Annotated in this window: 13 protein-coding genes; 3 read left to right on the top strand and 10 right to left on the bottom strand. The window is 68.6% G+C overall.

All coding sequences use genetic code 11. The annotated features are described in order from the left end of the window. Nucleotide 1 precedes the first annotated feature (1 nt). Nucleotides 2-1,072: a GlxA family transcriptional regulator gene (locus JTJ31_RS11715; RefSeq protein WP_207538845.1), complete on the top strand. Its 1,071-nt coding sequence runs from the start codon at nucleotides 2-4 to the stop codon at nucleotides 1,070-1,072. A gap of 203 nt (nucleotides 1,073-1,275) precedes the next feature. Here JTJ31_RS11715 and JTJ31_RS11710 read toward each other — a convergent pair whose 3' ends face one another. The 7 genes from JTJ31_RS11710 to JTJ31_RS11680 form a co-directional block, all read right to left on the bottom strand. Next, entirely contained in the window at nucleotides 1,276-2,706 is a 1,431-nt protein-coding gene (locus tag JTJ31_RS11710) for a sensor histidine kinase (protein ID WP_207538844.1), read from the bottom strand. A gap of 353 nt (nucleotides 2,707-3,059) precedes the next feature. After that, on the bottom strand, nucleotides 3,060-3,437 hold the full coding sequence (locus JTJ31_RS11705) for a hypothetical protein (protein WP_207538843.1): 378 nt from the start codon (nucleotides 3,435-3,437) through the stop codon (nucleotides 3,060-3,062). A 236-nt stretch (nucleotides 3,438-3,673) separates the two neighbouring features. After that, entirely contained in the window at nucleotides 3,674-4,744 is a 1,071-nt protein-coding gene (locus tag JTJ31_RS11700) for a sulfate/molybdate ABC transporter ATP-binding protein (RefSeq protein ID WP_207538842.1), read from the bottom strand. Continuing rightward, the gene (gene cysW / locus JTJ31_RS11695; RefSeq protein ID WP_236020105.1) at nucleotides 4,741-5,544 is read right to left on the bottom strand and encodes a sulfate ABC transporter permease subunit CysW; all 804 of its coding nucleotides are present in this window, start codon (nucleotides 5,542-5,544) and stop codon (nucleotides 4,741-4,743) included. Before cysW ends, JTJ31_RS11700 begins: the two co-directional genes overlap by 4 nt. A 26-nt stretch (nucleotides 5,545-5,570) precedes the next feature. Further along, nucleotides 5,571-6,398 (bottom strand): sulfate ABC transporter permease subunit CysT, encoded by an 828-nt coding sequence (cysT, locus tag JTJ31_RS11690; RefSeq protein WP_457852409.1) that lies wholly within the window; start codon nucleotides 6,396-6,398, stop codon nucleotides 5,571-5,573. A gap of 14 nt (nucleotides 6,399-6,412) precedes the next feature. Beyond that, entirely contained in the window at nucleotides 6,413-7,432 is a 1,020-nt protein-coding gene (locus tag JTJ31_RS11685) for a sulfate ABC transporter substrate-binding protein (RefSeq protein ID WP_207538839.1), read from the bottom strand. A gap of 80 nt (nucleotides 7,433-7,512) precedes the next feature. Then, the gene (locus JTJ31_RS11680; protein ID WP_207538838.1) at nucleotides 7,513-7,710 is read right to left on the bottom strand and encodes a hypothetical protein; all 198 of its coding nucleotides are present in this window, start codon (nucleotides 7,708-7,710) and stop codon (nucleotides 7,513-7,515) included. A gap of 449 nt (nucleotides 7,711-8,159) precedes the next feature. Between JTJ31_RS11680 and JTJ31_RS11675 the strand changes: the two genes are divergently transcribed. Further along, complete coding sequence (locus JTJ31_RS11675; protein WP_236020104.1) at nucleotides 8,160-8,504, top strand: hypothetical protein; 345 nt, start codon at nucleotides 8,160-8,162, stop codon at nucleotides 8,502-8,504. A gap of 14 nt (nucleotides 8,505-8,518) precedes the next feature. Then, nucleotides 8,519-9,499, top strand: coding sequence for a Bug family tripartite tricarboxylate transporter substrate binding protein (locus tag JTJ31_RS11670; protein ID WP_207538837.1), 981 nt, complete (start codon nucleotides 8,519-8,521; stop codon nucleotides 9,497-9,499). 182 nt (nucleotides 9,500-9,681) lie between these two features. Here the strand turns inward: JTJ31_RS11670 and soxZ are convergent, their stop codons facing one another. From soxZ to JTJ31_RS11655, 3 genes are read right to left on the bottom strand one after another with little or no spacing between them, the layout of a single operon-like run. Beyond that, entirely contained in the window at nucleotides 9,682-10,011 is a 330-nt protein-coding gene (gene soxZ / locus JTJ31_RS11665) for a thiosulfate oxidation carrier complex protein SoxZ (RefSeq protein WP_207538836.1), read from the bottom strand. Next, nucleotides 10,008-10,436 carry a thiosulfate oxidation carrier protein SoxY gene (locus JTJ31_RS11660; protein ID WP_207538835.1) on the bottom strand — a complete coding sequence of 143 codons (429 nt, stop codon included), beginning with the start codon at nucleotides 10,434-10,436 and terminating at the stop codon, nucleotides 10,008-10,010. Before JTJ31_RS11660 ends, soxZ begins: the two co-directional genes overlap by 4 nt. Then, entirely contained in the window at nucleotides 10,433-11,704 is a 1,272-nt protein-coding gene (locus tag JTJ31_RS11655; protein ID WP_207538834.1) for an NAD(P)/FAD-dependent oxidoreductase, read from the bottom strand. The genes JTJ31_RS11660 and JTJ31_RS11655 overlap by 4 nt, the downstream gene beginning before the upstream one ends. Nucleotides 11,705-11,714: the final 10 nt, after the last annotated feature.

Raw genomic sequence — 11,714 nt, 5'->3', positions numbered from 1 at the left:
GATGACTACGCCCTTTGCTCCGGCCCGCATCTCGGTCTGCCTGGTGGCAGTGCCCGAGATCGCGACCGGGGTGCTGAATGGGTTCTACGAGGTGCTTTCCTTCGTCGGTTCGGGCTGGGAGATGCTGACCGGATGGCCCCCTGGACCGCGGCGTTTCCTCCCGCGCATCGTCGCTGCGAGCCGGCAGCCGTTCCGGAATCTGGTCGGCCTTCCCGTCACGCCAGATCTCAGCTTTGCCGAGGCAAAGCGCGCGGACATCGTGATCGTGTGCGACCTGGCCGTGGGGCGCGATGAGGAGACGCGCGGTCGCTGGCCCGAGACCGTCGAGTGGCTGCGGCGCCAGCATGCGCAAGGTGCACTGGTCTGCTCGGTCTGCACCGGCTCTTTGATGCTGGCAGAGGCGGGATTGCTGGATGGCGAGGAGGCCACCTGCCACTGGGCCGCGACTGACCAGATCCGCAGCCGCTACCCGGACGTCCGCCTCCGTCCCGAGCGGGTTCTGGTGACGGCGGGGGCCGAGCATCGGCTCGTGACGTCCGGTGCCAACGCCTCATGGACGGATCTGGCGCTTTACCTCGTGGCGCGTTTCTGCGGCGAGGAGGAAGCGCGCCGCACCGCCAAGCTGTTCCTGTTCGGCGACCGCAGCGATGGTCAGCTTCCCTTTGCCGCGCGGGTCCGTCCACGGCAGCACGACGACGCGGCGGTGGCCGCGGCGCAGGCCTGGATCGCCGACAACTACGCCCGCGCCAATCCGGTGGCCGCGATGACGCAGGTCTCCGGCCTCGCATCGCGCAGCTTCGTGCGTCGCTTCCAGACCGTGACGGGGTATGCGCCCCTCGACTACGTGCAGTCGCTGCGCATCGAGGAAGCCAAGCAGATGCTGGAGACGACCGACACGCCGATCGACGTGATCGCCGAGGGGGTCGGCTATACCGAACCCGCCGCCTTCCGCCGCATCTTCAAGCGCGCCACGGGCATCTCTCCCCTTCAATACCGCCAGCGCTTCCGGTGGATGGCTACGGCACACATGCCCGAACACGGAGCGCGTTCAGACCGACACGAGAGGCGCTGACCGCCCTCGCCTGCGACAATCTTCAAGCGCTGGACACGCCATTCTCCCCGATTGCTTGGCACGTGAGGCACGCCGGAAGGTCCCGCCCACTCAAGCCAAGCCATGCTAGACATCATGTGCCGTGCGCGCCCGGCATCACGCCTTTACTCCTCGGGCTTGTCAGCCACCGCAGTGCTCCAAGCCGCGCGAGGCACGCCGCCTCCTCAGGCGGCAGCCTCACCAGCCGTCGTGAGCGGCAGCCGGATGCCGCATTCGACGCCGTCCGGCGGGAAATCGAGCCGCACCTCGGCCTTGAACTCGCGCGCAAGCACGGTCTCGATCAGACGGGAGCCGAAGCCCCTGCGGCTCGGGGGACGAACAGCGGGCCCGCCGCGCTCGCGCCACGTCAGATCCACGAGAGGTGGCGCCCCCGGCTCAGGTCGCATAAGGCCCCAGGACACCTCGACGCGTCCCTCCGGGACCGAGAGCGCGCCATACTTGGCGGCATTCGTCGCCAGTTCGTGGAAAGCCAGGTTCAACGTCACCACGGCCCCAGCTGGCAGCAGCACGGGCGGACCGGACAGCACGATGCGGCCCTCGCCAGCCGTCGCGGCGTGCGGCGCCAGGGTCTGGCCGAGGATCTCGGCGAGCGGGGCGCCACCCCAGTCGTTTCGGGTCAGCAGATCGTGCGAGCGCGCCAGCGCCGTCAGGCGTGATGTCAACGCTTCCTGAAGCTCCTCGGGCATCGTGGCATTCCGCAGCGTCTGCGCCACGACGGCCTGCACGACGGCGAGGGTGTTCTTGACGCGATGGTTCAGCTCGGCCTGCAGCACCTTCCGCTTCTCTTCCGCGGCCCGTTCCGCGGTGCAGTCGCGCAGGATCTTCAGGAAGCCCCGCAACTGCCCGTCATGATCGAAGAGCGGCGTCATCACCCCCACCGCCCAGAAGCGCGAGCCATCCTGCCGCAGGTGCCAGCGGTTATCCTCCGCTCGCCCCACTTCCACGGCACTGCACATCTCCAGTTCAGGCTGGCGCGTGGCCCTGTCCTCGGGCGTCCACATTCCCACCGGCTTTCGGCCCAACACCTCATCGGCCCGGAAGCCGAGCAGCCGCTCGGCGCCGCTATTCCACTCCGCCACCCGCCCTTCGGCGTCCATGGCGAAGATGGCGTAGTCGGTCGCGCCCTCGAAGATCAGCCGCAGCCACTCCTCGCGCTCGCGAAGCGCCGCGTTGGCCGCCTCGAGTTCCGAGGTGCGCGCGGCGACGGCTTCCTGCAGCCCCTCGTTGAGGCTGGTGAGGGACGTGTTCGCCTCCTCCAGCGCCTCCGTCGTGATCCGCAACTCTTCAAGGGAGACCGCGAGTTCCTCGCGTGTGGCGGCCTCTTCGACCTGCCCCGCCAGCGTTGCGGCGGTTTCGTCGTACCTCCGGCGCACCTCCTCGGCCGCGGCCTCGCGCAGCGTCCTGCGCCCTCGCTCCGCCGAGAGCTCGCTCCTGAGGGCAAGGTTCTCACGCCACAAATCGTCTCGTTGCCGGGCTAGGGCAGCCGCCTCCTCGCGGGCATCCTCCAGCGTGACAAGGGCCTGCTCCAGCTCGGCCTCGAGCTCGGCCGATGGCGGTCTGGTGCTGCCCGGTTCCGGCGCGCTGTCCCGTGCCATACCCCTGCCCTGGTGTCTTGCCTGCCCTAGCCTAGCATGATGGCACGACGGCACTATTGGCCGAACAGCACGTGGAAGGCGTCCTTGGTTTCATGGGCGCACGACCGGCCGGCCATTCGGGCAAGGATGGCGCGGTGCGCGAGTTTGCCCGCACGCCAACCCCAGACACCGGCGCTCGGACGGCGCGTTGGCTAGGATGATGGCCCGAAAGGGACATGTCGCATGATGGCCGAACCAGCTGGAGCTGCGTTTCGCTCTCGCGCAGCGCCGCCTCGGCGTCGGCGAGCCGGCGCTACGCCATCACTTGCCCGGTCGTCTCGGCAACGGCGCCGTGAAACTCGACAACGCGACCGTCATCGTCGCGGAGGGGGGTCCAATGCGAAGGTGAACCAGCGCGCCGGGTTATCAGCAGTCCCGGCGAGCGTGACCTCCTGGTCCGCGACGACCTGCACTTCCCCTGCCATCATCGCATCGATCGCCCGGCGAGGCATGGCGAACGCCTCCGGCCAGGCAGAGGCGCAGGGCCGGTCCAGCACCTCCGGATGCTTCGTTCCGAGCAGGGCAATGCAGGCATCATTGTAGAGGGTGGTCAGTGCAGGTCCCCAGGCAATGCAGGCGGGCTGTGGGGTGGCCAGCATCAGTCCCACAGCCATCCGCAGTCTCACCTGCCAGCGCTCGATTAGGCCGGGCGGTGTCGCCGCCCAGTTCTGGGCCCGAATGAGGACGGCCATCGCGCCGGTGCCAGAGGGCCAAGTGACCTGGGCGCGAGATCCATCAGCCTGGCCTTGCTAGCGCGAAAGCGAGGCCCGCTGTCGAGATTTCGGCTTCCGGCCCTTGCAGCGCCTCGCGCAGAGGACTGACCCCACTGTTGGCGCGCTGGAACTGCCTGAACGACCCGGAAGCGATCTTGCGTTCAGAAATCAGGCTGCCAAGGCGTCCCCACGCGAACCTTGCAGTGTCACCGCCCTCAACCCGCCGGCACCGTGTTCTGGACCGCGCTGAACAGCACGCGGTCGCCATTGGCGCCGAAGACGATGGCCGCCGCGATCACCGCCTCGCAGGGGCTGCCGCGATCCAGTCGTTCCGGTGACACCCCCTCCAGCAGGGCGCTGTCGGTCTCCAGGAGGACACGGTTCCCGCCCGCAGGCGATGGCCGGCAGGCGCGCACCCGCGCGGCCCCCTCTGTCGCGGCCCGGACCTGCAAGTCACCCGGCCGGACAAAGGCCTCAGCCTCGCCATCCGCAAGGTCGAGCGGCCCTGCCCTCCCGATCCCAGGAAGGTGCAGCCACCCTGCCCGCACCTCTCCCCGCAGGCGGTTCGTCTCCCCCAGGAAGCCGGCGACGAAAGGCGAGGCCGGCTGCGCCAGCAACTCGTCCGGCTCGGCGCACTGCACGATCCGCCCCTGGTCCATCACTGCGACGCGGTCGGCCATCTCCATCGCCTCCTCCTGGTCGTGCGTGACGAGGACCGAGGTGAGGCCGACGCGGTCATGGAGGCCCCTCACCCATCGCCGCACCTCCTTGCGCACCAGCGCGTCGAGCGCGGCAAAGGGCTCATCCAGGAGCAGAAGCGGTGGTTCGATGGCGAGGGCACGCGCCAATGCCACGCGCTGACGCTGCCCTCCGGAAAGCTGGTCTGGCCACCGCTCTGAAAGCTCGGGAATCTGAACCAGATCCAGCAGCCTCCCGACGCGCCGCATGATCTCGTCTTCAGAAGGGCGCGTCCGCCGTGGCCGCACGCGCAACCCGAAGGCGACATTCTCGAACACGGTCATGTGACGGAACAGCGCGTAATGCTGCAGCACGACGCCGACGCCCCGCTCCCGCGCCGGCACCCGCGCGACGTCGCGCCCCGCGATCAGCACCTCGCCCTCATCCGGGAAATCCAGACCCGCCAGGATCCGCAGGAGTGTCGTCTTGCCGGAGCCCGATGGCCCGAGAAGCGCGAGGAACTCGCCCGGGGCCGCGGCGAGAGTGACGTCCTGAAGCGCGGCAATGTCGCCGAAGCGCCGCGTGACTCCCCGCAGCTCGACCGTCATGCCTTGCTCCCCAGCCGCCGATCAGACAGCCGTTCGAGAACCGCCTTCGCGGCCAGGGTGACGAGGCCCAGCAGGGCGAGCAGCGCCGACACCGCGAAGGCGCCCGCGAACATATACTCGTTATAGAGGATCTCGACATGAAGTGGCATGGTGTTGGTCTGCCCGCGGATATGCCCTGACACGACGGACACAGCCCCGAACTCCCCCATGGCACGTGCGTTGCAGAGCAGGACGCCCGCCAGCAGCGCCCATTTCACATTGGGCAGTGTGACCCGCAGGAAGGTCTGCCACCCGGACGCGCCTAGCGTGGCCGCCGCTTCCTCCTCGTCCCGGCCCTGCTCCTGCATCAGCGGGATGAGGGTGCGCGCGACGAAGGGAAAGGTGACGAAGACCGTTGCGAGGACAAGCCCTGGGAGGGCGAAGATGATCTGGATGTCCCTCTCACGGAGCCAAGGGCCAAAATAGCCTTGCGCCCCGAAGAGCAGGACGAAGACCAGGCCCGAAATGACCGGCGAGACGGAAAAGGGGATCTCGATCCAGGTCACCAGCACGCGCTTGCCGGGGAAGTCATGCTTGGTTACGGCCCAGGCGGCCGCGATGCCGCCAATCGTGTTCACCGGGACCGAGATCGCCGCGACAAGCAAGGTGAGTCGGATTGCGGCGAGCGCATCCGGTTCTGCAATGGCAGCCACCGCGACCTCCCAGCCCCTGCGCAGCGCCTCCGTGAACACGGCCGCGAGGGGGAGCAGCAAGAGCACCGCGGCAAGTGCCAGCGCCAGCACCGGCAGGCCCCACCGCATCAAAGGCGAATCTGTAGCCGCGTGCCTCATGCGGCGGCACGCCGCAGCCGGCGTTGCAGGAGGTTGAGGGCCAGCAGGATGACGAAAGACAGCAGCAGCATCGCGAGGCCGACGGCCGCCGCCGCCGCATAGTCGAACTGCTCCAGCTTCACGAGGATCAGGAGCGGGGCGATCTCGCTCACCATCGGCATGTTGCCGGCGATGAAGATCACGCTGCCATACTCGCCGACGGCACGCGCGAAGCCGAGGGCGAAGCCGGTCACCATCGCCGGAAGAAGCGACGGAAGGACAACCCTCCAGAGCGCCTGTGCGCGAGTCGCTCCCAAGGTCGCGGCCGCCTCCTCCATGTCGGGGGGCAGGTCGCGCAGCACGGGCTCCACGGTACGTGCGGCGAAGGGCAGCGCGACGAACACCAGGGCGACGACGATGCCCGCGGGGGTGAATGCGACCTTCCAGCCGAACCAGGCCTCCAGCGGTGCGCCCAGCCAACCATTCGGCGCAAACAGGGCGGTGAGGGCGAGGCCCGCCACCGCCGTTGGCAGGGCAAAGGGGAGGTCCACCGCTGCGTCCAGGAGCCTTCGCCCGGGAAAGCGATAACGCACCACCACCCAAGCGAAGAGAAGGCCCAGCGGCACGGCCAGCCCCGCTGCCAATAACGCCGCCCCGAAGGAAAGCCGCAGCGCCGCGAGGGTGCGACCCTCCAGCAGCACCTCCACCACGCCGCCCGGCCCAAGTTCCCAGGGTTTCAGCGCCAGCGCGCCGAGCGGGATGATCACGATGAGGCCGAGCCAGATCAGCGCCAGCCCGAGCGACAAGCCGAATCCCGGCAGCGCCCTTCGGCTAGGTCGCGACAGGCTTGCCGTCGCACTCAACGCCTTGGCCTGTAGATGCGGTCGAACACGCCGCCATCGGCGAAATGCGTGCGCTGGGCGTTTGCCCATCCGCCGAAGACATCGTCCACGGTCGCCAGCTCCATGCCGGGGAATCGCGATGCGTTGGCGGACAGGATCGCAGCGTCACGTGGGCGGTAATGATGCTTCGCGGCCAGGCGTTGCCCATCCTCCGTGTAGAGATGCTGCAGATAGGCCTCGGCCAGCGCGCGCGTGCCGCGTCGGTCCACATTCGCGTCCACCACGGCCACCGGTGGCTCGGCCAGGATCGACAGGCTGGGATAGATGATCTCCAGTCCCGATTGCGGGAACTCCTGGAGAGCAAGATGTGCCTCGTTCTCCCAGGACAGGAACACGTCGCCGACGCCGCGCTGGACGAAGGTCGTGGTCGAGCCGCGCGCTCCGGTGTCGAGCACGGGCACCTGCCGGTAGAGCTGCGTCACCGCCTGTTCGGCAGCTTGCGGGGAGCCCCCCTGCTGGCGAAGCGCCCAGGCCCAGAGCGCGAGGTAGTTCCAGCGCGCCCCGCCGGAAGTCTTGGGGTTGGGCGTGACGACCGAAACGCCGGTCCGCAGCAGGTCGCCCCAGTCACGGATCTGCTTCGGGTTGCCCCGCCGCACCAGCAGGACAACGGTGGAGGTGTAGGGCGCGCTGTTGTTCGGCAGGCGCCGTTGCCAGTCGCGCGCGATGATCCCGCGCTCGGCGATCTCATCGATGTCATAGGCAAGGGCGAGCGTCACTACGTCTGCCTGCAGCCCGTCGATCACGGCACGTGCCTGCCGGCCCGAGCCGCCATGCGAAGTGCTGATGTTCGGGCGCGCCTGCCCGCGCGTGGCCCATGCAGCAGCGAAGGATGCATTGAACTCGCGATAGAACTCGCGCGTCGGATCATAGGAGACGTTGAGCAGCGTCTGTGCCGCACCCTGGCCGGCGGCCTGGGTCGCGACAAGAGCGGGAGCCGCCGCGACCAGCACACGACGGGAGAGGATCGAAGCATTCATACGTCGTGCCTCCGGGCGGAAGGGTGGTGGATGGGGCCGGCATTACGCAAGTGCGAAACAGGAGGCGAAGCGGCCGCGCCTTAAATCAGCAAAGCGGCCACGGCGACAGCCGTGAGGGCCAGGGCAGTAGCCGCCGCAACGGCCCAGGCCGGGCGCTGGTCCTCCTCACCGAGGAGGGGATCCTCCTGGCCGCCGTCGCAATCCCTCGCCGCCACGCCGGCACGAGCATTGATGGGAGCGGCCGGCGGCCAGGACCCGGTCATTGCGCGGTTGGTCACAGGCATATTCCCTTATTCACGCTATATCAAAGCGTTTCACTCCTTTGCGCTTCCTGCAAGAGTGTTTTTCGGGCGCCTCCGTCGACTAGCGGCGCCATTGGCCCGTGAGCCTCGCTTCTGCCTTCAGCCGGCGAGAGGCCGAGGAGCGAAAGCCAAGGGGCGTCGCGCGTCGTAACGCGCCTGATCCTGCGCGGTTCCTGGGCTTACTTGACCGCCCTTCCGGAACGGTAGCGGCCTCCCCGAATCCACGACCCTTCCTCGTTGTAAAACTGATTCTACCGTTTTTCACATATTTGCTCCGGTAATAGGGTAGACTCACGTTCTATAATAGTGATTTCATCGCAACATGCGAGCTATCCGGCCCCAGGCTTGTCCCTTCATGGCGCCGCGCGGGCGATGTCGGCCGCGGCCCGGCTGATCCCTCTCCCCACCTTCGCGAAAGACCCGCCATGAGCATCCGGACGCTGAACCTCAACCTCTTCATCTATCCAGACGGCCACCACGAGGCCGCCTGGCGTCACCCCGCCTCCGAGCCTGAGCGCATCACCGACCTGTCCTGGTACCAAGCCGACCAGATCAAGGCTTGGTCCACCCAGGGCGCGGCGGATGGCTTCAACGTCATGCCGCCCTGGCTGCCCGGCGGCTTCAAAATCTTCGCGGACGAAGTGGTGCCCATCCTGCGGCGCCGCGGCCTGTTCCGCGAGGAATACGCGGGCACCACGCTGCGAGACCACCTGGGCCTGCCGCGCCCCGAAAGCCTCTTCGCCGCGGCCCAGCGCCGCCTCGCCTCCTGAGGGATCACCGCATCATGACCACTCGCCGCACCTTGTTCGGCGCCGCCCCGGCGCTGCTCCTCGCTAACGCCGCCGTGGCGCAGCCCGAATGGCCAAGCCGTCCGCTGCGCCTTGTCGTCCCGTGGCCGGCCGGCGGGCCGACCGACACCTACGCCCGAGCCCTGGCGCGGGAGTTTGCGCCGCTCTTCCCGCAGCCCGTGGTGGTCGAGAACCGCACCGGGGCCACCGGCACCATCGGCGTGCAGCACGTCGCCCGCGCCCCGGCCGATGGCCATGTGCTGCTGGTGGCCAATGTCACCGCGCTGATCGGCAGCGTGGTGGCGCTGGGCGAGGCCGTGCAGTTCGACCCGCTGCGCGACTTCGCGCCGCTGGGCCTCTTCACCGAGGCCTCCAGCATCATCTTCGCGCATCCCTCGCTTGGCGTTTCCGACCTGCCCGGCCTGCTGACGCGGGCGCGCGACGCCCGACAGCTACGCCTGTATTTCGGCACCACCGGCGGCGGCTCGGTTTCCGAGCAGTCGGTGGAACTGCTGGCGCGGCATTTCGGGCTGGATCTGGTGAAGGTACCCTATCGCGGAACCGCGCCGCAGCTGACCGATTTGGTGGCCGGCCATGTGCAGATCGGCGGCGTGGACTACCCGACCGCATCGGGGCATCTCCGGGAGGGACGCCTGCGCCCGCTGCTGGTGATCGGCCCGCGCCGCCTGCCCGAGCTGCCGGATGTGCCCAGCTTCGCCGAGATTGGCCTGACAGAGCCGGACTTCACCATCTGGAATGGGCTCTTCGCCCCGGCAGGCGTGCCGGCGCCGGTGCTGGCAGGGTTGGACGCGGCGCTGGTCGAGGCCACTCGCAGCGAGGCCTTCCGCGCCATCACTGACGGCAATGGCAACCGTGCCGTCCTGCTGCGCGGAGCCGAAGCCACGGCCCGGCTATCACGCGACCTCACGGAACGCCGCGCCTTCACGCGAGAGGCCGTGACACAAGCAAAGGGCTGAAAATCTGCGGGGAGCAAGGCTCCCCGCCTTCTATCGGTGCAGGGAGCGCGTGCGGCGACGCCGCGCCGCTCCGGCTCCACCCGAGACCGGGACTTGCCGCAGGCGCGGCCGGCGATCAGTCCCCGGTCCGGCCGGATGGCGCACGGAGTTCAGCTCACGAAGGACGATAGCGCTTCCGCTTCTCACGCAACGGCGATGCGGGCCGTGGCGCGCGCAAAGCGTCCGCCTTCATCCGTCCAGACGAACTCGATTTCGCTGGTGCGGTCCAGCTTGAGGAAGAAGACGTGGTAGGGGTTGGTGGAGGTGCCGTTGCGCAGCTCCGCCTCCAGCGCCACCTCACCATTGACCCGCACGACGAGGCGATTCAGGAAGTCGCGCGGGACAGTGCGCCCGCCCTCCTGGCGCAGCCCGGTTTCCATCGGGTGCTCGATCAGCGTGCGGATCTCCACGGCCTCACCGGGCCGGGCCGTGCGGGGAGCGCGGATGCGTGGCGTACCGAAGCTTCCGCTCATGACAGGCACCCTCCGGTGGTGACGCGGATCTCGGCCGACACGCGGCGCGCGGTGCCGTCACTGAGCTGCGCGACCGCGACAACGACCTGCCCCTCGGCCAGCCGAATGCGCGTCTGCACCTCAGCCCGCGCCAGAAGCGGCGTGAGGCGGAACGAGGCGATGCCAGGGGTCGGGTTCCGCGTGGCAAAAAGATGAATTGCGGTGACGTGGCTTTCCGCGGTCTGTGGACTGTCGACGGAAACGGTGACGGGCACCTGTCCGCCATTCTCAGCCACCACCGGAGCACGAAGGGCGATGCCGCCCTCCTGCGTCGTGCGGTCGCCGATCTGGGCGCGGATCGCCTCTTCCAGCGTCGCATCCTGGGCGCGCGCGGTGCCCAGAGGCAGCAGGGTCAGTGAAAGGGCCAGTGCGGCGCGTCGCCTCATGCAAACATGTCCCGCGTAATGCTCTCGTACCAAGCGTCGGCGTAGATCGCCTCAAGGCGGCGCTGCTCCGGCAAGTCGCCGCGCGGCGACACGCCGCCGCTGTTCGGCACTTCCACCAGGGCCGTGCCCTCGGCATTGGGCCGGTACACGTTGACGACGGAAATGCCGTACTCGTCCCCCACATGGGAGTAGCAGGTGTTAAAATAAACGGGGCGCGGCGCCTCCCGCCCGCGCATCGCGGCGACAGCGCTGGCCGCGGCCTGCTTCGCCGTGGAGTTGGCGATGAAGCCCGATTTCGGCATGGGACCCGGGATGTTCGCATCGCCGACGACGTGAACGCCGGGAGCAGCTTGGGCCTCGAAAGTGACCGGGTTCACGGGCACCCAGCCCGCGTCGTTGGCAAGCCCGGCCTCCCGCGCGATGGCGGCGGCGGATTGCGGCGGGATGATGTTGGCGACGTCCACCTTGTGGCGCGTGCCGAACTCCGTCTCCAGAACCTTCTCCCGCACATCCACACGCACGACCCGGCCGTCGCGGTTGGCGGGCACCCATTCGACCAAGCCGGGGTAGAGGGCGTTCCACCCGTCCTGGAACAGGCCCTGCTTCGAGAAGGCGTCCTTGGCATCCAGCGCCAGGATCTTGGAACGCGGCTTGTGACGCTTCAGATAGGAAGCGATCATCGAGATGCGCTCATAAGGTCCGGGCGGGCAGCGGAACGGGTTGGCCGGAATCGCGATCCCGACCACGCCGCCATCGGGCATCGCCTCCAGCTGGCGGCGCAGTAGCAAGGTCTGCGTACCGTCGCCGGGCACCCAGGCATGGGGCATCGCCTCGCTCGCCGCCTCATCATAGCCCTCGATGGCGTTCCAGCGCAGGGCGATGCCAGGCGAGAGGATCATCCGGTCGAAGCTCAGCGTCTCGCCGCCCGCGAGGCGGACACGACGCGCAGCGGCGTCGATGCCAGCGGCGCGGTCGTGGATGACGCGGACTCCGCGCGCCCGCAGCCTGTCATAGGAATGGGTGATGTCGCCGATCTGCCGCAGCCCGGCGAGGACGAGGTTGCCGTAGGGGCAGGTGACGAAGCGCTGGCGCGGCTCGACCAGTGTCACCTCGATCTCCGGGTGTTCGCGACGAAGGAAGGAGGCGGCGGAAGCGCCGCCAAAGCCGCCGCCGATGACAAGGATGCGGCCCTGCGACTGGGCGCGCAGGCTGACGGGGGCAGCAAGCAGGGCGGAAGCGGCCAGGAGGGCGCGGCGGGTGGCGTTCATGGTGCGGCTC

Source organism: Sabulicella rubraurantiaca, assembly GCF_017355885.1.
In the GTDB taxonomy this organism is placed as follows: Bacteria; Pseudomonadota; Alphaproteobacteria; order Acetobacterales; family Acetobacteraceae; genus Roseococcus; species Roseococcus rubraurantiacus.
Note: the sequence above shows the minus strand (reverse complement) of the source record. Positions and strands in the feature narration are given on the sequence as shown.